Source organism: Caballeronia sp. 11_S32, from assembly GCF_056930355.1.
Map to the genome: position 1 here is coordinate 328,790 of NZ_JBXOWH010000003.1, position 23,630 is coordinate 352,419.

The following is a 23,630-nucleotide window of genomic DNA, read 5'->3' on the forward strand; positions in this document are numbered from 1 at the left end:
AGCTTCTCCTGGTTCCAGTGTGGATGGCAGCTTGTGCCGGGATCGCCGTGCCCGCTGCCGCTTGTTTGAATTCGTTTGAATCGAGCGCTCGAGGGATAACTCAACCGATCGTCATCAAATTCGCATTACCGCCCGCCGCCGCCGTGTTCACGCTCACCGAGCGTTCCGTCAGCAGCCGTTCGAGCGCGTAGTCTTCGCCGTCGTGGCCTGCGTCGGCGAACGCTCCCGCAGCCACGCCCTGCACCGATACGATCGGTCCCGGACGCTTCGCGACTTCCTTCACGAGCGACAGCAGTTCATCGCTGTCGCCTTCGAACAGCACGGCGTCGAAGTCGGCATTGACGTCGCCCGCCTTCTTCACGAACGCGAACGGCTTGAGCGATGCCGGCAGCGATGCCGTCAGCTGCTCGCCCGCCGAGCCCGAGAACAACGCCTTGTTGCCCGTCGCGAGCACGGCGGCCAGTTGCGCGCGCGCGCCGCTCGCCGTCGCCGCTACGCACAGCACCGTGCCGCGCGCGCCGAGCGTGTAGGTGTTGCGCTCGCCGGTCGGACCGTTCAGCACCGCCGTCGCGCCCGCCATTACATGCTGCAGATAGCCGTCGCAGCGCGCGGCCGTCTGCGGATCGCGTTCGCCGATCGCCCAGTCGCGCAACGCGGTGAGCGCCGCGGCGGGCGTGTCCTTCGAGGCAGCCTGATCGACCACGAGCGTGCTCGCGAGCGACTTCGGCAAGCCGGTCGGGCGCTTCGCCAGCAGACGCTGCAAGTACAGCGCGCCGCCCGCCTTCGGCCCCGTGCCCGACAGCCCTTCGCCGCCGAACGGCTGCACGCCGACCACCGCGCCGATCACGTTGCGGTTCACGTAGATGTTGCCCACGTGCGCCCGAGCGATCACATGCGCGATGGTTTCGTCGATGCGCGTATGGATGCCGAGCGTCAATCCGTAACCGGTCGAGCGAATTTGGTCGAGGAGTTTATCAAGGTTCGAACGGCGGTAACGCACCACATGGAGGACAGGGCCGAACACTTCGCGCTTCAGTTCGTCGATGCTGTCGAGCTCGATGAGCGTCGGCGGCACGAACGTGCCTTGCGCGCAGTTGTCGGGCAGCGGCAGTTGCGTGACATTGCGGCCCTTGTCGCGCATTCCGGCGATATGCGCATCGATGCCGCGCTTCGCGTCGCTGTCGATCACGGGACCGACGTCCGTCGAGAGGCGATCCGGATTGCCGACCGCCAGCTGATTCATCGCGCCGGTCAGCATTTCGAGCGTGCGATCGGCGACGTCGTCCTGCAGGCACAGCACGCGCAGCGCCGAGCAGCGCTGGCCGGCCGAATCGAACGACGACTGCAGCACGTCCGCAACCACTTGCTCCGCGAGCGCCGACGAATCGACGATCATCGCGTTCTGGCCGCCGGTTTCGGCGATCAGCGGAATCGGGCGGCCGTCCGGATCGAGGCGCTCGGAGAGCGTCTTGTTGATGAGGCGCGCGACTTCCGTCGAGCCGGTGAACATCACGGCGCGCGTGCGCGCATCGGCAACCAGCGCCGCGCCCACGGTTTCGCCGTTGCCCGGCAACAGTTGCACCGCGCCCGCGGGCACGCCCGCTTCGCGCAGAATGCGCACGGCTTGCGCGGCGATCAGCGGCGTCTGCTCGGCGGGTTTCGCGAGCACCGGATTGCCCGCCGCGAGCGCGGCCGCGACCTGACCCATGAAGATCGCGAGCGGGAAGTTCCACGGGCTGATACACACGACCGGACCGAGCGGACGATGCGTATCGTTCGAGAACTCGGCGCGGATCTGCGAGGCGTAGTAGCGCAGGAAATCGATGGCCTCGCGAATTTCCGCGATGGCATTCGCCAGCGACTTGCCGGCTTCGCGCACGACGAGGCCCATCAGCGTGTGCATCTGCGCTTCGAGCAGATCGGCGGCGCGCGCGAGGCAATCGGCGCGATCTTCGACGGGCGTCGCCTGCCAGATCGGCGCGGCGGCGACCGCATTCGCGATCGCGGCGCTCACCTGCTCGGACGACGCTTCCACCACCGTGCCGACGAGATCGCGCAGATCCGACGGATTGCGCACGTCGCGCGCGATGCCGTTGCCGACGAAGCCGCCTTCGAGCATCGGCTCCGCGCGCCACGGATGATTCCCGCTCGCAAGCAGCGCCGATGACAGCGACGCCAGTCGATGCTCGTTCGAGAGATCGAGGCCCATCGAGTTGGAGCGCTCGTTGCCGTAGAGCTGGCGCGGCAGCGGAATCTTCGCGTGCGGCGCGCCGAGCGGCGTGATCTGCTGCGCTTCGTCGATCGGATCGCGCACGAGGTCCTTCACCGGCACGGATTCATCGGCGATGCGGTTCACGAACGACGTGTTCGCGCCGTTCTCGAGCAGGCGGCGCACGAGATACGCGAGCAACGTTTCGTGCGTGCCGACCGGCGCATACACGCGGCACGGGCGGTTGAGCTTGTCGCGGCCGGTCACTTCTTCATAGAGCGGCTCGCCCATGCCGTGCAGGCACTGGAATTCGTACTGGCCGGGATAGTAGTTCTGTCCCGCGAGGTGATAGATCGCGGAAAGCGTGAACGCGTTGTGCGTCGCGAATTGCGGATAGACGGCATCCGGCGCACCGAGCAGCTTCTTCGCGCACGCGAGGTACGAGATGTCGGTGTAGATCTTGCGCGTGTAGACCGGATAGCCCTCGAGGCCATCGACCTGCGCGCGCTTGATTTCGGTGTCCCAGTACGCGCCCTTCACGAGGCGGATCATCAAACGATGACGGCTGCGGCGCGCGAGATCGATCAGATAGTCGATCACGAACGGGCAGCGCTTCTGATAACCCTGCACCACGAAGCCAATGCCGTTCCAGCCCGCGAGTTCCGGATCGAAGCACAGCGCTTCGAGCAGGTCGAGCGAGAGTTCGAGACGGTCCGCTTCTTCCGCGTCGATGTTCAAACCGATGTCATAGCGGCGCGCGAGTTGCGCGAGCGAGCGCACGCGCGGCAGCAGCTCGTTCATCGTGCGTTCCTGCTGCGCACGCGAGTAACGCGGATGCAGCGCGGAGAGCTTGATCGAAATGCCCGGGCCTTCGTAAATGCCGCGCCCGCCCGCTGCCTTGCCGATCGCGTGGATCGCCTGCTCGTAGGACGCGTAGTAGCGCTGCGCGTCTTCTTCCGTCGTCGCGGCTTCGCCGAGCATGTCGTAGGAGTAACGGAAACCGCGCGCTTCGTACTTGCGGCTGTTGGCGAGCGCTTCGGAGATCGTCTCGCCGGTGACGAACTGCTCGCCCATCAGGCGCATCGCCATGTCGACGCCCTTGCGGATCAGCGGCTCGCCGCCCTTGCCGATCAAACGCGTCAGCGCCGAGGACAAACCCGCTTCGCTGTTCGTCGTCACGAGCTTGCCGGTGATCATCAGGCCCCACGTCGCCGCGTTCACGAACAGCGACGGCGCCTGGCCCATGTGCGATTTCCAGTCGCCCTTGCTGATCTTGTCGCGGATCAGCGCGTCGCGCGTGGCGCGGTCGGGAATGCGCAGAAGCGCTTCGGCGAGGCACATCAGCGCGACGCCTTCCTGGCTCGACAGCGAGAACTCGTGGATCAGGCCTTCGACACCGCCGCCCGAGCTTTTCGCGCGCAGCGCTTCGACGAGCTTCGTCGCGAGCTTTTCGGTTTCGGCGGCGACAGTCGCGGGCAGGCGCGCCTGGCCGATCAGGAACGGCACGCACTCCGGCTCCGGCCGGCGATACGCCGCCGTGATCGCCGCGCGCAGCACGGACTGCGGCTGCACGTTCTGCGCGAAATCGAGGAAGGGATGCGGCGCGCCGTCCTCGTCGCCATCGACGGGTGCGGCGTCGGCCATTTCGGACGAGCCGTTCGCGCCCGACAACTCGGGCGGAAGCTGGCCGTGCTCGATGCGTTCGAGGTAGGCGAAGATCGCCTGCTTGATCAGCCAGTGGGGAGTGCGCTCGAGGCGCGTCGCGGCATCTTTCAGCCGGGAACGCAGCAGATCGTCGACTTTGACGCCTAGGGTTGTGCTCGCCATATTTCCTTCGTTTGCCGGTCGTGCCCACCCGGCCAAAGACCAAAAAGTTGGCGAATCGTACTCCGCTGATATAAAAGGTGCAACCGAGATTTTCGCTATGGTTGCACCACGATGAAACCCTTGCGGCACAAGGCTTTGCGCGGTGTGCCGCTGGCTGGCCGCTCGCGGTCGTCGCCTAGTATTTTCCCTAGTCCGATTATTTTTGAGGCAAGCCCTAAGTAAATGACCAGCATCGCCGATATAAAACGCATCGCGCCGGCGCGGCGCAGCGTTCGCGGTCAACTCACCGCGATTTCGGGGAGAGCAACGAGCATGAGCACTTGGATGGTGGTGGCCGGGGTTTGGGCGATGTTGGCGGGTTGCGCTGTGTTGTTCGTGCGGGGCGCTTCGGTGCGTCATCGCCGGATGGAGGACGCTCACGGAGACCTCGACGCGCCCGCGCCGATGCTTGGCGCGCCTGAACTCAAACGTCCAGCGGATCGACTTCGACACTCCAGCGCAGCACGCCCCTGAGCGAGCGCAGCACCGGCTGCCATGCGCGCAGCGACGCCTGAAGCGCGGCCCGCGACGCGCTTTCCAGCAACAACTGCGCGCGATGGACGTTGAACACTTTCACGATGGTGAGCGGCACGGCGTCATAGACCGTCACGCGGTCCGCACCGGGCAGCGGAGCAAAGGCCGCCGCCGCTTCCGCCAGAAACGCGAGCGCGGCTTCCAGCGTGCGGCCTTCGGCGCGCAGCATCGCCTGATAGACGAAGGGCGGAAGACGCGCGTCGCGCCGTTCGGCGAGCGTCGAGTTGGCGAAGCCCACGTAATCCTGCCGCGATAGCGCCTGATACAGCGCGTGACGCGGATAGCGCGTCTGGATCATCACTTCGCCGGGCAGGCCAGCGCGGCCCGCGCGGCCGCTTACCTGCGTCAGTTGCGCGAAGAGCCGTTCACTTGCGCGGAAGTCGTGCGAGAAGAGCGCGGTGTCGGCATTGAGCACGCCGACGAGCGTCACGCGGCGGAAATCGTGGCCCTTCGCGATCATCTGCGTGCCGACGAGAATATCGACTTCGCCCGCGTGCACGCCGGAAAAGAGCGCCTGCGCGCTGCCCTTGCGGCGCGTGCTATCGGCGTCGATACGCAGCACGCGCGCGCCCGGCACCACGCTCGCGAGCGTTTCCTCGACACGCTGCGTGCCGCGGCCCATCGGCGCGATGTCGATATTTCCGCAATCCGGACAGGACTTCGGAATACGCGACTCCCATCCGCAGTGATGACAGCGCAGCGCGCGTTCCGGCTTGTGAAGCACCGCGTAGGCGCTGCAGCGCGGGCAACCGGCGACCCAGCCGCACGCGTCGCAAGAGAGGATCGGCGCATAGCCGCGCCGGTTCAGGAACACGAGACTCTGCTCGCCGCGCTCGACGCGCATCTTCAACGCAGCGATGAGCGGCCCCGCCAGCCCTTCGACCGACGCCCGGCCGCGTCGTCGCTCCTCTTCCAGATCGATCAGCCGCACCGCCGGCAACGCGGCTTCCGCGACGGCGCGGCGCGTGAGCGTCAGCCGCGTGTAGCGCCCCTGTTCTGCCTGCCACCAGGTTTCGAGCGACGGCGTCGCCGATCCGAGCACGACGGGAATATCCAGTTGCTTCGCGCGATAGATCGCCAGATCGCGCGCGGAGTAGCGCAGGCCTTCCTGCTGCTTGTACGCGGGATCGTGTTCTTCATCGACGACGATCATTGCGAGCGTTGGCATCGAGGCGAGAATTGCGAGGCGCGTGCCGAGCACGATGCGCGCGCTGCCCGTATGCGCGGCGAGCCAGTTGCGCGCGCGCTCGCCTTCGGCGAGTCCGCTGTGCATCGTGACGATCGAGCCGTCCGCGAGCGCCGCGAAACGTGCGCGGAACGCGGCCTCGAACTGCGGCGTCAGGTTGATTTCGGGAACGAGGACGAGGGCCTGCGCATCCGGCCGCGCGGAGAGCAACGCCGCGAGCGCGTGCAGATACACCTCCGTCTTGCCGCTGCCCGTCACGCCGTGGAGCAGGAACGGCGCAAAGCCTTGCGCACCGGAGACGGCCTCGACCGCTTCGCGTTGTTCGTCCGTCAGCACCGGCAACGGCGCGGCGCCGGTCGGAGCGGCGAGCGTGTGTGCGGCCGAGTCGGGTTCGATGGTGTCCGGGGTCGCAAGCTCGATCCAGCCGCGCGCGAGCCAATCCTCGAACGTCGCGCCCGCTTTCGGATGCAGCGCGCGGGCATCGGACAGGCCGAGCGACGGCTGCTCCGCGAGCGCTTCGGCCAGACGGCGCAGTGCGCTCGCGCGCGCGGGCAATTCGCCGGGAAGACGCTCGCGCCCCTCCGGCAAAAGGCGGTAGCGCGGCTCGACAGCGAAGAGACGATCCCAGCGCGATGCGTCGCGCAACGCCTGAGGCAGCGCAGGCAACGCGACTTCTCCCAAGCCGCGCTGGTAGTAATCGGCGGCGAAGCCGGCAAGCGCGATCCAGGTATCGGCGAGCGGCGCGCAGCGATCGCAGATTGCGGCGACGCTGCGGAGCTTGTCGACGGGCACGTCGCTCGACGCGGTGATTTCGCAGATCATCCCGACGACTTCGCGCCGTCCGAACGGCACCAGCACCAGCATGCCGGCAGCAGGCGCGACCGGAAGCGCATAGCGGTAGTCGAACAAGACCGGCATGGGCTGGTCTATGGCGACGCGCACGAAGACATCCGTCATCGCCCATCGCTCCATGGACAGCGGCTTGACATGCGCGCGGGCTTCACCCGGACGAAGTTAAAGTTAAACATCAGAATCGCCTGTAAACCGCCGATTATTTTTGGTTTTCCGATGCTTTCCACAGGCCTGTGGATAACTTTGTTGAGAAGTGCGGCCGAGCGCGCGGCAAACAATGTCAGGAAAGCCTTATGTGCGCTGGCCCACATTTCGGGCGAAGCACTAGAAATTCTTTATAAATCATGGACTTATAGCACACATAGAGACACGTTATTGGTTGCTCACAGCCATACGTCTGATGGCGCGCCGCAGCGAACAAAATGTGCATAAGTTCAGTCTTGACATCGCAGGACGCCGCCAGAGACGGGCGATCCGGACAGAATGCTCCCGCCCCCGATAGATCGCGCCGGTACTTCGAGGTTGCGCTGCAGCATGCGTCCGTAACACCGGCTTTCGTACGCACTTAGCGCGTGGGCTGCCCGGCCCGCATGGCGCGGCTGTGCCGATGAACTTCGTCGACGAGCTCCGCGACGTGCTCGGGCGGTGTGAATTGCGAGATGCCGTGCCCCAGATTGAAGACGTGGCCCGGAAAATTCCCGAAGCTTTCGAGCACGGCGCGCGCTTCGGTGCGGATCGCCGCAGGCGGCGCGAACAGCACGCTCGGGTCGATATTTCCCTGCAACGCCACGCGCGAGCCGACGCGCTCCCGCGCCGTGCCGAGGTTCATCGTCCAGTCGAGGCCGACCGCATCGACGCCGGTGGCGGCGATTTCCTCGAGCCACAGCCCGCCGCCCTTCGTAAAAGTGATGACCGGCACGCGTTCGCCGTCGTGCTCGCGCTTGAGGCCCGCGACCACCTTCGCGATGTATTCGAGCGAGAAGCGCTGATACGCGCCATCGGCGAGTGCACCGCCCCACGTGTCGAAAATCATCACGGCCTGCGCGCCGGCTTCGATCTGCGCGTTGAGATACGCGGTCACGGCTTGAGCGTTCACGTCGAGGATGCGGTGCATCAGGTCCGGACGCGCATAAGCCATCGATTTGACCGTGCGATGATCGTCCGAGCCACCGCCCTCGACCATGTAGCAGGCGAGCGTCCATGGACTGCCCGAGAAACCGATAAGCGGCACTTTCTGGCGGCCTTGCGCGTCGGTGAGCGCTCGGCGGATCTGGCTCACGGCGTCGGTGACGTAGGAGAGCGTCGCGCCGATATCCGGCACCGCGAGGCGCTTCACGTCGTCTTCCGTGCGCACGGTGCGCTCGAAACGCGGACCTTCGCCCTGGACAAAGTTCAGGCCGAGGCCCATCGCGTCGGGGACGGTGAGGATGTCGGAGAAGAGGATGGCGGCGTCGAGCGGAAAGCGTTCGAGCGGCTGGAGCGTCACTTCGGTCGCGTAGTCCGGATTCTTCGCGAGGCCGAGAAAACTGCCCGCGCGGGCGCGCGTCGCGTTGTACTCCGGCAGGTAGCGTCCTGCCTGGCGCATCAGCCAGATCGGCGTGTAGTCGGTCGGCTGGCGCTGGAGCGCGCGCAGGAAGGTGTCGTTCAGAAGAGTGTGTGCCACGTCGCTCGATGCTGAAGGCAAAGAATCATCCATTCTACCGGAGCGGCCGGGCGTTTTCGTTGACTGAGCCCGGCAATTCGGGAAGTCTCATGCATCGCGGCCTATGCCGTTTGACCGAGTGTTCAGACACCCAAAGGCCTCGTTATGATCCACGGGCCGATACAACTAAAACCAGGAGAATCGATGCAACGCAAGTCTGTCAGTCTCGCCGCCTCTGCCTTTGTCATGTCGCTTGCGCTGGCGAACGTCGCGCAGTCTCAAACGGTTCAGGCCGGCACGGTCGCGGGCACGAAGCCCGCCGCGTCCGCGCCCGTCGCGGCAAGCTCGCGGCTCGACGATGTCCTCGCGCGCCACACGCTGCGCGTCTGCACGACGGGCGACTACAAACCCTATTCCTTCCTGCGCCCGGACGGGCAATTCGAGGGCATCGACATCGATCTCGCGGAGAGTCTCTCGAAATCGCTCGGAGCGAAGGCGGAATACGTGAAGACGTCGTGGTCGAACCTGATGAACGATTTCGTCGCGAAATGCGATATCGCCGTGGGCGGCGTCTCGACCACGCTCGAGCGGCAAAAGCGCGCATTCTTCACGGAGCCGTATATGGAAGACGGCAAAACGCCCATCGTGCGCTGCGACGACGTGGAGAAGTATCAGACCGTTGCGCAGATCGATCAGCCGAACGTGCGCACCATTGTGAATCCGGGCGGCACCAACGAGCGCTTCGCGAAGCAGTACTTTTCGCACTCGCAGCTGATCCAGTATCCAGACAACGTGACGATCTTCAAGCAGATCCTCGAAGGCAAGGCCGACGTAATGGTCACGGACGCATCGGAAACCCTGCTCCAGCAGAAGCTCAATCCAGGCCTGTGCTCGGTGCATCCGGACAAACCGTTTCAGTTCGGCGAGAAGGCGTATCTGCTGCCGCGCGGCGATGTACCGTTCCAGCAGTATGTCGATCAGTGGTTGCACCTCGCCCGGTCGTCGGGCGAGTTTCAGGCCGTGTATGACAAGTGGTTGAAGTAGCCTTCAGCGTTCGGCGCGCATGAGTTCGCCCGTGCGCTCGCCGATCTGGCGCAGCCAGCCGAGCGCGGCCTCCGACTGCGAATGCATGCGCCCGAACCCGTGCGTCATGTCTCGGGCGTCGATCATTTCCGCTCGGCCGCCGTTGGCTTCCAGGAAGCGCTTGAGCTCAATGGCGTCGTCGTAGAGCGGATCGTAGCCCGCCGCGACGACGAGCGCGGGCGCCGGCGTGCGCTCGAACGGTTCGGAGAGCGGGAACGCGCGCGCGTCGTGCTCATGCGGCGTTACACCGGACAGGAACTGCGTCCAGTACCATTTCATTTCCGCGTTCGTGAGGCCTGGCCCATTCGCGTTCGCGATGCAACTGGGACTCTCGAACTGGCGCCGCATCACCGGATAAAGCAGCAATTGCAAGCTGACGAGGCCAGCCACGCGCTGATTCGCACCGCGCGCCGCGACGACCGACAAATGCGCGCCCGCGCTGTCGCCGCCCACGGCCAGCCGATCGGTCGCGAAACCGAGCCGCGAACGGTGCTCCGCGAGCCAGATCAACGCGTCGAGCGCGTCCTCGCAGGGCGCGGGAAACGGATGCTCGGGCGCGAGCCGGTAATCGACGCTCACCACCGCGCATTGCGAATCCTGCGCGAGCCGCTCGACCAGACCATCGTGCGTATCGAGATCGCCGACCACCCAACCGCCGCCGTGGAAGTACACGAGGAGCGGCAATGGGCCGCGCACGGCTTTGGGCTTGTAAACGCGCGCGCCGAGCGTGCGGCCTTCGAGCGGAATTTCGATGTTGTCCGCTGTCACCGCCACACCGCGGTCTTGGGCGTACGCTTTGGCCACGCTGCTGAAACGCTCTCGCACTGCTCGCGCGTCCGCATCCGGTCCGAGAGCCGGGAATGCCTCGTCAACGGCGCGGTAGTATCGGAGCAAGGCTGCGTCGATGGTCATGCGTGTCTCCATGATGTCTTTTGATTGAATACTTGGTCGTGACGAGGACTTGCTCATCGATTTCATGCGTCCACACGTTCGATTTTGCCGAAAAATTAGAATAATCGCACGAGTCCGAAAATCTCTATTTATCGCTCAGGTCAGGCCGATCGAATAAATCATCCGAATAACAGACAATATATCCGTGAAAATCAGGAGAATTGCGCGAGAAAATTTCCTCTGAGCCTTGTAGGACGCGGGTTACAACCTGAAACACTTTGTTACGGCGACTCGGAATCAATTCGCCCACAATCTGTTCAAACGGTTTCAACACGGATGTATTCGGGCACGCTGTACGAAAGTCGCGTGATCCGATGGCCGACTTTGGTCGAAGCTCTCTGTCAGGGGCATCCTTGTTGGGATCGTTCTTCGAATGCATGCATTCGAAACATCCCACGTTTGGTCTCCTCGCGCTAACCCCGTAGCGTGTGGTTTTTAGCGGGCTCCAGGCCCGCTTTTTTTTCGCCCGGACAAACGTTTGCGCGATTCGGGAAATCAAGGGTGCGAACATTGCATCCCATGCTAAAAGGGAGCGCCGCAGCGCTCCCTTTTTTCGTTTGTCGTCCCTGCTTGCTGTGAGTTCAGGCCGTCTTGGCCTCGGCGAGCTTCAATTCGTCGATCATGCGTGCGCGCATCACGAACTTTTGCGCCTTGCCAGTCACGGTCATCGGCAATTCGTCGACGAAACGGATGTAGCGCGGAATCTTGTAATGCGCGATCTGCCCCTGGCAAAACTCGCGGATCTCCTCCTCGCTTGCCTGCTCACCCGGCCGCACGACGATCCACGCACACACTTCCTCGCCGTATTTCTGGTCTGGGACGCCGAATACCTGCACGGACTGCACCTTCGGATGGCGAAACAGAAATTCCTCGATCTCTCGCGGATAGATGTTCTCACCGCCGCGAATCAGCATGTCCTTGAGACGCCCGACGATATTGCAATAGCCTTCGGCGTCGAGCGTCGCGAGGTCGCCGGTGTGCATCCAGCCGTCGACGATCGCCTCGCGCGTCTTGGCGTCGTCGTCCCAATAGCCTTTCATCACCGAGTAACCGCGCGTGCAGAGTTCGCCCGTCTCCCCAACGGCCACGATATTGCCCGACGGATCGACGATCTTCACCTCCAGGTGCGGCTGAATACGTCCGACGGTCGTCGTGCGTTTGTCGAGCGGATCGGTCGTCGAGCTCTGGAACGACACCGGGCTCGTCTCCGTCATGCCGTATGCGATCGTGACTTCGCTCAGATGCATCTTCGAGACGACGCGCTTCATTGTTTCGATCGGGCACGGCGAGCCCGCCATGATGCCGGTGCGCAAGCGGCTCAGGTCGTATTTCCCGAAGTCAGGATGATCGAGTTCGGCGATGAACATCGTCGGCACGCCGTGGAGCGCGGTGCAGCGCTCTTCGTGGACGGCGGCGAGTGTCGCGCCGGGATCGAACGCCTCACCAGGAAAGACCATCGTGCAGCCGGTCGATACGCATGCCAGCACGGCCAGCACCATGCCGAAGCAGTGATAGAGCGGCACCGGGATGCAGAGCGAGTCCTGCTCGGTGAGGCGCATCGCCATCGCGATGTAGCGCGCGTTATTGACGATGTTCCGGTGCGTGAGCGTGGCGCCCTTCGGATTGCCGGTCGTGCCGCTCGTGAACTGGATGTTGATGGGGTCGTCCGGACCGAGCTTCGCTTCGAGCGCGTCGAGCTTCCCGCCGTCGGCTTGCGCGCGGCCGGTGCGCATCACATCGTCGAAATTGAGCATGCCGGGCGTTCTGCCTTCACCCATGCGGATTACCGCGCGCAGTTCCGGCAGCTTGGCCGCGTGCAGCGCGTTCGGTTCAGACGAAGCCAGCTCGGGCGCAAGCGCCTGCAGCATCTCCAGATACTTCGACGTCTTGAACTGCTCAGCCGCGATGATCGCCTTGCAGCCGACCTTGTTCAGCGCATATTCGAGCTCGGCCAGGCGATACGCCGGGTTGATGTTCACCAGCACCGCGCCCATGCGCGCAGTGGCGAACTGCGTGAGCAGCCATTCGGCGCGGTTCGGCGACCAGATCCCTACTCGATCGCCCGGCTGAATACCGAGCGCGAGGAGACCGCTCGCCAGTACGTCGATTTCGTTCGCGAACTCGCGCCACGTCCAGCGAATGTTCTGCTCGCGGAACACGACCGCCGGGCGATCGGCGAACCGGCCGGCAGTGTCGAGAAGAAACCGCGAAACAGTTGCGTCGCTCAACGGAATATTGGTCGCGCCGCGAACGTAGGAAATGCCGTCGCGTGGTTCGATCTGCGCGCCGGCCTGCGTCGGTTCAGTTGCCATCGATAGTCTCCGCCAATGTGAATCGCCGCCCGATGTAGGCTAAATGGAGGCCATTGTGCAACGCAAGACGCGCCTGAGCATTGAGTGTTTCCCCGCAATGCCGATTCGAGGCAATCAATGAAAACCGCATTGAATCATGGGCTTACTCGAAATCGACAAGACAGCCACATAACCGATATGCAGATATGCGTGCGCGATTTGCCGATTTGGAGCATAAAAAAAGCAGCCCGAAGGCTGCTTTCCTTAAACTGCTGAACGCCGCTTGGCGCGCGTAACGCTCAGTGCTTCGCGTGCGCCTTGCGCAGACGCTGGATCGCCGCGAGCTGAGCCGTCGCGTACGCGAGTTCCGCTTGCGCGGTCGCATACTCGAGTTCCGACTTGTTGTCCTGAATCGCTTCCTCGGCGCGTTTCTTCGCCTGCTCGGCCTTCGCCTCGTCGAGATCGGCGCCGCGGATGGCGGTGTCTGCGAGCACGGTCACGACGCCCGGCTGGATTTCGAGAACCCCGCCTGCAACGAACACGAACTCTTCCGAACCGTCTTCCGCCTCGATGCGCACCGCGCCCGGACGAATGCGCGTGATGAGCGGCGTGTGACCCGGCAGAATGCCCAGCTCACCCGCTTCGCCCGGCAGCGCGACGAACTTCGCCTGGCCCGAGAAGATTTCCTCTTCCGCGCTGACGACGTCTACCTTGATGGTTGCCATATGTGTCGACTCCTGTCGTCGTCAGTGTCATTCGAGGACGCCAGCGCGATGCGTTGGCGTCCGCCTGAAAAACACCCGACCTTTACTGGATCTTCTTGGCCTTTTCGAAGGCTTCGTCGATCGTGCCGACCATGTAGAACGCCTGCTCCGGCAGATGATCGCACTCACCTTCGACGATCATCTTGAAGCCGCGGATGGTTTCCTTCAGCGGCACGTACTTGCCCGGCGAGCCCGTGAACACTTCCGCAACGTGGAACGGCTGCGACAGGAAACGCTGGATCTTACGAGCGCGGGAGACCGACAGCTTGTCTTCCGGCGACAGTTCGTCCATGCCCAGAATCGCGATAATGTCGCGCAGTTCCTTGTAGCGCTGCAGCGTCTGCTGCACGCTGCGCGTGATCGTGTAGTGCTCTTCGCCGATCACGTGCGGGTCGATCTGACGCGAGGTCGAATCGAGCGGGTCCACTGCCGGATAAATACCCAGCGATGCGATGTCACGCGACAACACGACGGTTGCGTCCAAGTGGCCGAAGGTCGTAGCCGGCGACGGGTCGGTCAAGTCGTCCGCAGGAACGTACACGGCCTGAACCGACGTGATCGAGCCGGTCTTGGTCGACGTAATACGCTCTTGCAGCTTGCCCATTTCTTCAGCCAGCGTCGGCTGATAACCCACTGCCGAAGGCATACGGCCGAGCAGAGCGGACACTTCCGTACCCGCCAGCGTGAAACGATAGATGTTGTCGACGAAGAAGAGAACGTCGAGACCTTCGTCACGGAAGTGCTCAGCCATCGTCAGACCCGTCAGCGCGACGCGCAGACGGTTGCCCGGCGGCTCGTTCATCTGGCCGTACACCAGCGCGACCTTGTCGAGAACGTTCGAGTCCTTCATTTCGTGATAGAAGTCGTTCCCTTCACGGGTACGCTCACCCACACCGGCGAACACGGAGTAACCGCCGTGCTCCTTCGCGATGTTGTTGATGAGTTCCATCATGTTCACGGTCTTGCCCACGCCAGCACCGCCGAACAGACCCACCTTGCCGCCCTTCGCGAACGGGCAGATCAGGTCGATAACCTTGATGCCGGTTTCGAGCAGTTCCGTCGACGGCGACAAGTCTTCGAACGAAGGTGCTTGCTGGTGGATCGAACGCGTCGTTGCCGAGTCGATGGGACCGGCTTCGTCGATCGGACGGCCGAGCACGTCCATGATGCGGCCCAGAGTCGGCTTGCCGACCGGCACGCTGATGGGCTTGCCCGTGTTCTTGACCATCGTGCCGCGGCGCAGGCCGTCGGATGCACCCAGACAGATGGTGCGGACCACGCCGTCGCCCAGCTGCTGCTGGACTTCGAGCGTCAGTTCGGTGCCTTCCAGAATGAGCGCGTCGTAAATCTTCGGCATTTGCGCGCGCGGGAATTCCACGTCGATAACGGCGCCGATGCACTGTACGATCTTGCCTTCTACCAAAGCAGTAGTACTCATCGCATTTCCTTTAGATACTGTGTTCTTTCACGCGGCCGTCAGACCGCTGCGGCGCCGCCGACGATTTCCGACAATTCTTTCGTAATCGCGGCCTGGCGGCTCTTGTTGTAGACGAGCTGCAGTTCGTTGATCACTTGCTTTGCGTTGTCGGACGCGGCCTTCATCGCGACCATGCGCGCGGATTGCTCCGACGCCATGTTTTCCGCGACCGCCTGATAGACGAGCGCTTCGACGTAGCGCACGAGCAACTCGTCCACCACGGTTTGCGCGTCCGGCTCGTAGATGTAATCCCACGAAGTCTTCGGCGTCACGCCGTCTTCATCCTTCGCGTGAAGATCATCCACCGACAACGGCAGCAGCTGCTCGATCACCGCTTCCTGCTTCATCGTATTGATGAAGCGCGTGTACGCCAGGTACACCGCGTTGATCTTGCCTTCCGAATACAGGTCGAGCTGCACCTTGATCGCGCCGATCAGCTTTTCCAGATGCGGCGTGTCGCCCAGTTGCGTGACTTGCGACACGACCTTGGCCTTCAGGCGATTCAGGAAGCCGAGTCCCTTGCCGCCGATCGCCGAAGCTTCGATCTGAACACCGCTCTGATCGAGTTCCTTGATCTTGTTCAGCGACGCACGCAGGATGTTCGTGTTCATGCCGCCGCACAGACCCTTGTCGGTCGTGACGAGGATCAGGCCGGCCGTCTTCACGCCCTCGTTCTTCACCATGAACGGGTGACGATACTCGGGGTTCGCCGCGCTCATGTGCGAAGCGATTGCGCGGACCTTGTCGGCATACGGACGGGCGGAACGCATACGCTCCTGGGCGCGGCGCATTTTCGATGCGGCGACCATTTCCATCGCTTTCGTGATCTTGCGCGTGTTCTGCACGCTCTTGATCTTGCCGCGAATTTCCTTCATTCCAGCCATTGCTTACTCCTTGATCGAAGCCGCGCGATGTTGCATTTTCAACGCCGACATCGCGCGTTGCTCCTCTATCCCGATCAATAAGCGCCCGACTTCTTGAAGTCCTTCAGCGCGGCATGCAGTGCGCCTTCGTCGTCCTTCGACAAGTCTTTGTTGTCTTCGATGCGCTTCACCAGGTCGGCGTGCTTCGTCTTCAGGAATTCGCGCATGCCCTTTTCAAACGGCAGCACTTGCGAGACTTCCAGATCGTCGAGATAGCCGTTGTTGGCCGCGAACAGCGCAACCGACAGTTCCCACACTTGCAGCGGCTGATACTGCGGCTGCTTCAGCAGTTCCGTCACGCGGCGGCCGCGCTCCAGCTGCTTGCGGGTGGCTTCGTCGAGGTCAGACGCAAACTGCGCGAACGCAGCCAGTTCACGATACTGCGCGAGGTCGGTACGGATACCGCCCGACAGCTTCTTCACGACCTTGGTCTGAGCCGCACCACCAACGCGCGACACGGACACGCCGGCGTTAATAGCCGGACGGATACCCGCGTTGAACAGGTCGGTTTCAAGGAAGATCTGGCCGTCCGTAATCGAGATCACGTTCGTCGGAACGAACGCGGTCACGTCGCCGGCTTGCGTTTCGATGACGGGCAGTGCCGTCAGCGAGCCGCTCTTGCCCTTCACTTCGCCGTTGGTGAACTTCTCGACGTACTCTTCCGAGACGCGAGCAGCACGCTCGAGCAGACGCGAGTGGAGATAGAACACGTCACCCGGATACGCTTCGCGGCCCGGCGGGCGGCGCAGCAGCAGCGAGATCTGGCGATACGCCCAGGCTTGCTTGGTCAAGTCGTCATAGACGATCAGCGCATCCTGGCCGCGATCGCGGAAGTATTCGCCCATCGAGCAGCCGGCGTACGGCGCGAGGTATTGCATCGCAGCCGATTCCGAAGCCGAAGCCGCCACGACGATGGTGTAAGCCATCGCGCCGGTTTCTTCGAGCTTGCGCACCACGTTCATGATCGACGAAGCCTTCTGGCCGATCGCGACGTAGATACAGATGAGGTCCTTGCCCTTCTGGTTGATGATCGCGTCGACGGCCACCGCGGTCTTGCCGCACTGACGGTCGCCGATGATCAGCTCACGCTGGCCACGGCCGATCGGCACCATCGAGTCGATCGACTTCAGACCCGTTTGCACCGGCTGCGACACCGACTTACGCCAGATCACGCCCGGAGCGATCTTTTCGATCGCGTCGGTCATCTTCGCGTTGATCGGACCCTTGCCGTCGATGGGGTTGCCCAGCGCATCGACCACGCGGCCGATGAGTTCCGGACCGACCGGCACTTCGAGAATGCGGCCCGTCGTCTTGACGATGTCGCCTTCCGAGATGTGCTCGTACTGACCGAGAATAACGGCGCCGACCGAGTCACGTTCGAGGTTCAGCGCGAGACCGAAGGTGTTGCCCGGGAATTCGAGCATTTCGCCCTGCATCACGTCCGACAGGCCGTGGATACGCACGATACCGTCGGTCACGGAGATCACGGTGCCCTGGTTGCGAACGTCCGCGCTCGCTTCAAGGCCCTGGATCCGGCTCTTGATCAGCTCGCTGATCTCAGAGGGATTGAGTTGCATTATTCGCTCCTGATAGTCAATTCTGTTGCGTGCCAGCTAGGCGCTTCTCTTGAAGCGTCAGGCGGTCAGAGCCGTCTGCATGCTGGCGAGGCGCGCGCGGACCGAGGTATCGAGCACTTCGTCGCCAACCGTCACGCGAACGCCGCCGATCAGCGACTGATCGACCGAGACGATCGGTTTCAGCTTGCGCTCGAACTTGCGTTCGAGGCTTGCAACGAGGTCGTTCAACTGTTCGCCTTCGAGGGGGAACGCGCTCACGATGTGAGCATCGGCAGCACCTTCACGGGCGTTCTTCATCTCGTCGAACTGGACGGAGATTTCCGGCAGCAGGGGCAGGCGATGGTTTTCCACCAGCATGCCGACGAAGTTCTTCGCCTGAGCGTTGCCTTGCGCGAGCGGCGACTTCACTGCGGCGAGCAGAAGGTCGACGACTTGCTGGCGGCTCACCTTCGGGCTCGAGGCGACCGATTCCACTTCGGGCAGACGCGCAACCTGAGCCAGCTCTCCGACGAAGGTGGACCAGCCCGCGAGATCGCCGGCTTCGGCCACGCGGAACAGCGCTTCTGCGTAAGGACGAGCGATGGTTGCAAGTTCGGCCATGATCAGAGCTCGGTTTTGAGTTGATTCAGCAGATCGGCGTGAGCCTTCTGATCGACTTCGCGCTTCAGAATTTGCTCGGCGCCCTTGACGGCCAGCGCCGCGACTTCGGCACGCAGCGATTCACGCGCCTTCACGATTTGCTGGTCGGCGTCAGCCTTGGCTTGCGCGAGAATGCGCGCGGCTTCGGCCTGAGCATTGGCCTTGATTTCTTCTGCGACTGAGGCAGCACGCTTTTCAGCGTCGGCGATACGTTGCTGGCCGTCGTTGCGCGCTTGTGCGAGCTCCTGGTCGACGCGCTTGTGCGCTGCTTCGAGTTCCGCTTTGCCCTTGTCGGCGGCGGCGAGGCCGTCGGCAATCTTCTTCGAGCGCTCGTCGAGGGCGTTGATCAACGGCGGCCACACGAACTTCATCGTGAACCACGCGAGGATCAGAAACACGACCATTTGCGCAAACAGGGTTGCGTTGAGATTCACGGTGTTTCCTTAAACGTTGCTTGATCGGAGGGGAAACGGTTAAAAGGCGCTCATCGGCTTGTTGAGCTCGATCAGCGCCTCACCCGTTCCGTTCTGGCGTCTTTAAAAAGTCAGACGCACACTTCCGAGGAACCTCAGCCTGCGAGCTTCGAGAGCAGCGGGTTCGCGAACGCAAACAGCATTGCCACACCAACGCCGATCAGGAACGCCGCGTCGATCAGACCAGCCAGCAGGAACATCTTGGTCTGCAGCGGGTTCATCAGTTCCGGCTGGCGGGCGCACGCTTCAATGTACTTGCCGCCCATCAGACCGATACCGATACAGGCGCCGATTGCACCCAGGCCGATGATGATGCCGATACCGATGGCGGTCAGACCTTGGATGTTGGCGATGAAAGCTTGCATGATCACTCCTTTGATTAAAGACTTTGGAACTGGATTTATAAAAACGAAAAACCTAAAACCTGAACGATTCCGGAACGTGCCGCAACGCGTCAGTGTGAGTCATGCGCCTGGCCGATGTACACCAGCGTCAGCATCATGAAAATGAACGCCTGCAACAGCACGATCAGAATGTGGAAGATCGCCCAAACCGTGCCGGCTACGACATGGCCGATGAAACCGAGCACCGAAGCGTCCGCACCGAACGTCCACATGCTGCCGAGAAGCGCGATCAGCAGGAACAGCAGTTCGCCGGCGTACATGTTGCCGAAAAGCCGCATGCCGAGCGAAACCGTCTTGGCGACGAACTCGATGATGTTCAGCGCGAGGTTCGGAATCCACAGCAGCGGATGCGCGCCGAACGGAGCGGACAGCAGCTCATGCACGAAGCCGCCTGCGCCCTTGATCTTGAAGTTGTAGTAGATCATCAGGACGAACACGCCCAACGCGATGCCGAGTGTGCCGTTGAGGTCAGCCGTCGGAACGATGCGATGGTGGGGCAGGGCATGCTCGAGACCCAGCCAGCCGATGATGCGCGGCGGCAGATCCACGGGGATGAAGTCGAGCGCGTTCATCAGGGCGACCCAGACGAACACGGTCAGCGCGAGCGGGGCGATGAAGCGGCGGCTGCCGTGGATCATCGACTTCGACTGGTCTTCGACCATTTCGACCAGCATCTCGATGGCGCACTGGAAACGGCCGGGAACACCGGACGTCGCCTTGCGTGCAGCAAGACCGAGAATGACGATGGTCACGACGCCGCATACGATCGACCAGAACAGCGTGTCGAGATTCCAGACGTGGATATCGAAGATCGACGTCTGTGCATGCGTGGAAAGATTCTGTAAGTGGTGCGCAATGTACTCGGACGGATCCAGAGCGTGCGTTCCTTCGCTAGCTGCCATATCGTTAAAGCCACCCAAATTGTCAAAAATCTTTCGCCGCATCTCGCTCCGAGCCGCCGCTTCGCGTTGCGGCTCCGGGTCGAGAGGCCCGAGTGCGGAACCTGGTCCGCACCTGTTCATATGTGATGCTACTTACAATACGTGCTGCAGGCACTTACGTGGGACGTCAAGAATCGTCACCGCAGCGCCATTGCAACCCAGTAAGTCTTCAAAGCAACGATGTACGTGACCAACAACGGCAGCCACAACGCGCTCTTGTACCAGTACGCGACGGCCACGAACATCGCGATCGTCGCTCCCATCTTGAGCGCTTCGCCGATCATCCAGCTCATGATCGTCTCCGCGCCGCTCTTCGCTTTCAGGCGCGCAGCGAACAAGGCGCTGGGCACCCAGCAGATCGCTCCCCCCAGAAAGGCCGACAGCGCAGCATCGCCCGGCGGCTTGTAGAACAGCCACCACAACAGCGTCGCACCCAGGGACAAAACCATTTGCGCTGCCACGACCCGATACGGCGTGACACGCGATGGACGACTCACTTCGGGGCCAAACAGCTTCTCTGCCTGATCCCGCGTGAGCGGAACGATATTGTTATCTTGCGCCTCGGCATCCCACGAGTCGCCAGACGAACTGCGCGGCTGATTTCCGGAGGCGTTTGCTGCGCCGGTTGCGTGAGCGTCCGGCGCTCGATTTTCCTCTCGCACCGTCTTCAAACCTTCAACCAAAAGTCCGGGGAAATCACCCTGCGCTTTCGCTGCGCTTTCGAGGTGGCCTAGCTGATAAATCCGGGGGATTGTAAGCGATTGTTGTCACGGATTCAATAGTTTAGGTGTGTCAAAAGCCAAGCGGACGAACCTTAAAAATCGGTCTCAAAAGCGAGATTTTTCTTGCAATTGCAAGGAGATTTTCAGTCGATCCTCAAGCCGCCGGTGAGCGTCAAACGAGCGCCCAACCGATGACGATTGCCACGATCCAGAACGGTATCGACACGATGTGGAACGGCATCCACATGCCCTTCTCGCCCGATAAGCGCACGGCGATCAGATTCGCCAGCGAGCCGATCGCCACGCCGAAGCCGCCGACGCTCACGCCAAACGCGAGCGCGCGCCAATCCTTGGAGAACTCCGCGAGAACGATCGCCGCGGGCACGTTGCTGATCGCCTGCGAAAGCACGGCACCGGCCGCGTACGCGCGCACAGGCGTACCCACGCCGAGTTGTGCGATCGCCGCGTGAATCGATGGCAATGCGGCCGCGCTGCGCAGCACGATGAACATCAGCACGAAGATGAGCAGCAGCAGCCAGTCGATCTTGAATACGACTTCGCGTCGCCATAGCAGAAAGCCAGTTGCGAGTATGGCCAGCGCAGGGCCGGCGTGATGCGCATCGGCCATTGCGACGAACACCGCGAACGCAAGCACGCTCACGCCGCACAGAATGCGATCGACACGATGCTCTTCGATATCGCCGGACAGATCGAGCGGCTCGGCGCGGAACATCGCGAAAGTGACGACGCCGAGCAGCGCCATCAACGCCGCGCACAGCGGCAGCAGCGCCCACACGAACGCGGGGAAGCCGACACCGCTCGTCTGCCAGAGGAAGAGGTTCTGCGGATTGCCAAGCGGCGTGAGGATCGAGCCGGCGTTGACCGCGAGCGCGATCACGATGACGAGCCGCTTGAGCGGCAATGGCGCGAGCTTGTGCAGCGACAAGGCGAGAGGCACGACCGCGAAGAGCGCGACGTCGTTGGTCAGCACGGTGGACAGACCCGCCGCCAATGCAACGAGAAGCAGTGCGAGCGTCCGTTCGCCGTGAATGTGATGCACCAGCCGATGCGCCGCCCACATCAGGAATCCTGAAAATTCGATCGCCTTGGTCAGAATCAAGAGGCCGGCGAGCGTGAGCACCGTCTGCCAGTCGACGAGACCGGGCAGCGAAATCAACGGGCGCGGATGCGCGATTTGCAGCACGATCAGCGCGAACACGAGGATCGCGAGAACCGGCTCTTTCGAGACGGCTCCCCAGATGCGCGCGAGATAGTCGGAACGGGTGCGCTTGACGTTGAAGTCGGACAAGATGCGCGTGAATCAGGCAGCCGGAGCCGGCGTTTCGATGCTCCCGCGCAGCTTCGTCAGGATGCCTTCGAGCGAGTCGAGCGTGCCGAAATCGATCGTCACCTTGCCGCGCCCTCGCCCGCCAAGTTTGATCTTCACGTTCGCGGACAGCAGGTCAGACAGCTCTTCTTCGAGACGGCGCGTATCACGCCCGCCGTCGTTTGCAGCGCGTACTTTTGTCGCAGGCGCTTCCTTGGTCGTCGCCGCGACAAGCCGTTCCGTTTCACGCACCGACAAACGGCGATTCACCACGTGGTTGGCGAGCTGGATTTGCGTCGCGGCGTCGACCGCGAGCAACGCGCGCGCGTGGCCCATGTCGAGATCGCCGGCGAGCAGCATCGTTTGCACGGGCGCCGCAAGATTCAGCAGACGCAGCAGGTTCGAAACGGCACTGCGCGACCGACCGACCGACTCGGCCGCCTGCTCATGTGTGAAGCGAAATTCGTCGAGCAGACGCTGGATGCCCTGCGCCTCTTCCAGCGGATTCAGATCCTCGCGCTGAATATTTTCGATCAGCGCCATCGCGGCGGCAGCCTGATCTGGCACGTTTTTCACCAGGACAGGCACTTCATCGAGCCCGGCGAGACGCGCGGCGCGGAAACGCCGCTCGCCCGCGATGATTTCATAGTGGTCGTCGCCGACCGAGCGCACGAGAATGGGCTGCATCAGGCCTTGCGCCCGGATGCTCGCAGCGAGTTCCTGCAGCGCGCCCTCGTCCATGCGAGTACGCGGCTGGTATTTGCCGGCCTGCAACTTGTCGAGCGACAACACCGAGGGCGTGCCCTCGCCGCGTACGGCTTCCGTAATATCGACGCTGCCGCCGAGCAATGCGTCCAGGCCTCTGCCCAAACCCTTCTTTTTCATCACAGCGCTCATTTCGGTTCCTCCGTCGGCGTGCTTCGCCGCATCGAATGGGTTGGCTTAGTTGACGTTGAGCGCGCGAACGCGCTCGATCATTTCCGTGCCGAACTGGATATACGCCTGGGCACCGCGCGACGACTTGTCGAACACGACGCCCGGCAAGCCGTAACTCGGCGCTTCCGCCAGGCGCACGTTGCGCGGGATCACCACGTCGAACAGCTTGCTGCCAAAGTGTTCCTTCAACTGGTCCGACACTTGTTGCTGAAGCGTGATCCGGGGATCGAACATCACGCGCAGCAGGCCGATGACCTTCAGGTCGCGATTGAGGTTCGCGTGAACCTGCTTGATCGTGTTCACGAGGTCGGACAAGCCTTCCAGCGCGAAGTATTCGCACTGCATTGGAATCACGACGCCATGCGCCGCGCACAACGCGTTGAGTGTCAACAGGGATAGTGCCGGGGGGCAATCGATCAGCACGAAGTCATAGTCATCGACTACATCCTCGATCGCGGCGCGCAGGATGCGCTCGCGATTTTCCATGTCCACGAGCTCGACCTCGGCGCCCGCGAGTTCGCGATTCGCCGGCAGCACGTCATACCCGACCGCCGAAGGACGCGTGCGGGCATCGCGCAGCGTGACGCCATCGACGAGCACCTCGTAGACCGTGTTTTCGCACGCCGCTTTGTCGATGCCGCTGCCCATCGTGGCATTGCCCTGCGGGTCCAGGTCGATCAGCAGTACGCGTTGCCCGAGCCCGGCGAGGCTCGCCGCGAGATTGACCGCGGTCGTGGTCTTTCCAACGCCGCCCTTCTGATTTGCGACGCAGAAGATTTTTGCCATCGTTTAGTGTCCTCGTTTTTTCGCTGTCAGAAGATCAGCGTGCCTGG

The 23,630-nt window shown here is 62.7% G+C and carries 18 protein-coding genes; 1 reads left to right on the forward strand and 17 read right to left on the reverse strand.

What is annotated here, in order from left to right:
- Positions 1-100: 100 nt before the first annotated feature.
- The 3 genes from putA to hemE form a co-directional block, all read right to left on the reverse strand.
- Positions 101-4,036, reverse strand: coding sequence for a trifunctional transcriptional regulator/proline dehydrogenase/L-glutamate gamma-semialdehyde dehydrogenase (putA, locus tag AC1Z32_RS13125; protein WP_483479077.1), 3,936 nt, complete (start codon positions 4,034-4,036; stop codon positions 101-103).
- Between the two features lie 463 nt (positions 4,037-4,499).
- Positions 4,500-6,752 (reverse strand): primosomal protein N', encoded by a 2,253-nt coding sequence (locus AC1Z32_RS13130; protein WP_483479078.1) that lies wholly within the window; start codon positions 6,750-6,752, stop codon positions 4,500-4,502.
- Positions 6,753-7,212: 460 nt separating this feature from the next.
- On the reverse strand, positions 7,213-8,310 hold the full coding sequence (gene hemE / locus AC1Z32_RS13135; RefSeq protein ID WP_483479079.1) for a uroporphyrinogen decarboxylase: 1,098 nt from the start codon (positions 8,308-8,310) through the stop codon (positions 7,213-7,215).
- Positions 8,311-8,493: 183 nt separating this feature from the next.
- Here hemE and AC1Z32_RS13140 point away from each other — a divergent pair, with 183 nt between their 5' ends.
- Positions 8,494-9,333, forward strand: a complete 840-nt coding sequence (locus AC1Z32_RS13140) for a transporter substrate-binding domain-containing protein (RefSeq protein WP_483479080.1) — start codon at positions 8,494-8,496, stop codon at positions 9,331-9,333.
- A gap of 3 nt (positions 9,334-9,336) precedes the next feature.
- On the opposite strand, the gene AC1Z32_RS13145 is transcribed toward AC1Z32_RS13140, so the two are convergent.
- The 14 genes from AC1Z32_RS13145 to AC1Z32_RS13210 form a co-directional block, all read right to left on the reverse strand.
- Positions 9,337-10,284 (reverse strand): alpha/beta hydrolase, encoded by a 948-nt coding sequence (locus AC1Z32_RS13145; protein ID WP_483479081.1) that lies wholly within the window; start codon positions 10,282-10,284, stop codon positions 9,337-9,339.
- 620 nt (positions 10,285-10,904) lie between these two features.
- Complete coding sequence (locus AC1Z32_RS13150; RefSeq protein WP_483479082.1) at positions 10,905-12,635, reverse strand: AMP-binding protein; 1,731 nt, start codon at positions 12,633-12,635, stop codon at positions 10,905-10,907.
- A gap of 278 nt (positions 12,636-12,913) precedes the next feature.
- Entirely contained in the window at positions 12,914-13,339 is a 426-nt protein-coding gene (locus AC1Z32_RS13155; RefSeq protein ID WP_483479083.1) for a F0F1 ATP synthase subunit epsilon, read from the reverse strand.
- Positions 13,340-13,421: 82 nt separating this feature from the next.
- Complete coding sequence (atpD, locus tag AC1Z32_RS13160; RefSeq protein ID WP_483479084.1) at positions 13,422-14,816, reverse strand: F0F1 ATP synthase subunit beta; 1,395 nt, start codon at positions 14,814-14,816, stop codon at positions 13,422-13,424.
- A 38-nt stretch (positions 14,817-14,854) separates the two neighbouring features.
- Positions 14,855-15,739 carry a F0F1 ATP synthase subunit gamma gene (atpG, locus tag AC1Z32_RS13165; RefSeq protein ID WP_483479085.1) on the reverse strand — a complete coding sequence of 295 codons (885 nt, stop codon included), beginning with the start codon at positions 15,737-15,739 and terminating at the stop codon, positions 14,855-14,857.
- A 74-nt stretch (positions 15,740-15,813) separates the two neighbouring features.
- Positions 15,814-17,355: a F0F1 ATP synthase subunit alpha gene (gene atpA / locus AC1Z32_RS13170; protein ID WP_483479086.1), complete on the reverse strand. Its 1,542-nt coding sequence runs from the start codon at positions 17,353-17,355 to the stop codon at positions 15,814-15,816.
- Between the two features lie 57 nt (positions 17,356-17,412).
- A complete protein-coding gene (locus AC1Z32_RS13175; protein ID WP_483479087.1) occupies positions 17,413-17,955 on the reverse strand; it encodes a F0F1 ATP synthase subunit delta in 543 nt (180 codons plus the stop codon).
- A gap of 2 nt (positions 17,956-17,957) precedes the next feature.
- The gene (locus tag AC1Z32_RS13180) at positions 17,958-18,428 is read right to left on the reverse strand and encodes a F0F1 ATP synthase subunit B (protein ID WP_483479088.1); all 471 of its coding nucleotides are present in this window, start codon (positions 18,426-18,428) and stop codon (positions 17,958-17,960) included.
- Between the two features lie 134 nt (positions 18,429-18,562).
- Positions 18,563-18,832: a F0F1 ATP synthase subunit C gene (gene atpE, locus AC1Z32_RS13185; RefSeq protein ID WP_007180033.1), complete on the reverse strand. Its 270-nt coding sequence runs from the start codon at positions 18,830-18,832 to the stop codon at positions 18,563-18,565.
- Between the two features lie 89 nt (positions 18,833-18,921).
- Positions 18,922-19,773 carry a F0F1 ATP synthase subunit A gene (atpB, locus tag AC1Z32_RS13190; protein WP_483479089.1) on the reverse strand — a complete coding sequence of 284 codons (852 nt, stop codon included), beginning with the start codon at positions 19,771-19,773 and terminating at the stop codon, positions 18,922-18,924.
- A gap of 176 nt (positions 19,774-19,949) precedes the next feature.
- Complete coding sequence (locus AC1Z32_RS13195) at positions 19,950-20,483, reverse strand: ATP synthase subunit I (protein ID WP_062601597.1); 534 nt, start codon at positions 20,481-20,483, stop codon at positions 19,950-19,952.
- A gap of 223 nt (positions 20,484-20,706) precedes the next feature.
- Complete coding sequence (locus AC1Z32_RS13200) at positions 20,707-21,843, reverse strand: SLC13 family permease (RefSeq protein ID WP_483479090.1); 1,137 nt, start codon at positions 21,841-21,843, stop codon at positions 20,707-20,709.
- A 12-nt stretch (positions 21,844-21,855) separates the two neighbouring features.
- On the reverse strand, positions 21,856-22,758 hold the full coding sequence (locus AC1Z32_RS13205; RefSeq protein ID WP_483479091.1) for a ParB/RepB/Spo0J family partition protein: 903 nt from the start codon (positions 22,756-22,758) through the stop codon (positions 21,856-21,858).
- A 45-nt stretch (positions 22,759-22,803) separates the two neighbouring features.
- Entirely contained in the window at positions 22,804-23,583 is a 780-nt protein-coding gene (locus AC1Z32_RS13210; protein ID WP_483479092.1) for a ParA family protein, read from the reverse strand.
- Positions 23,584-23,630: the final 47 nt, after the last annotated feature.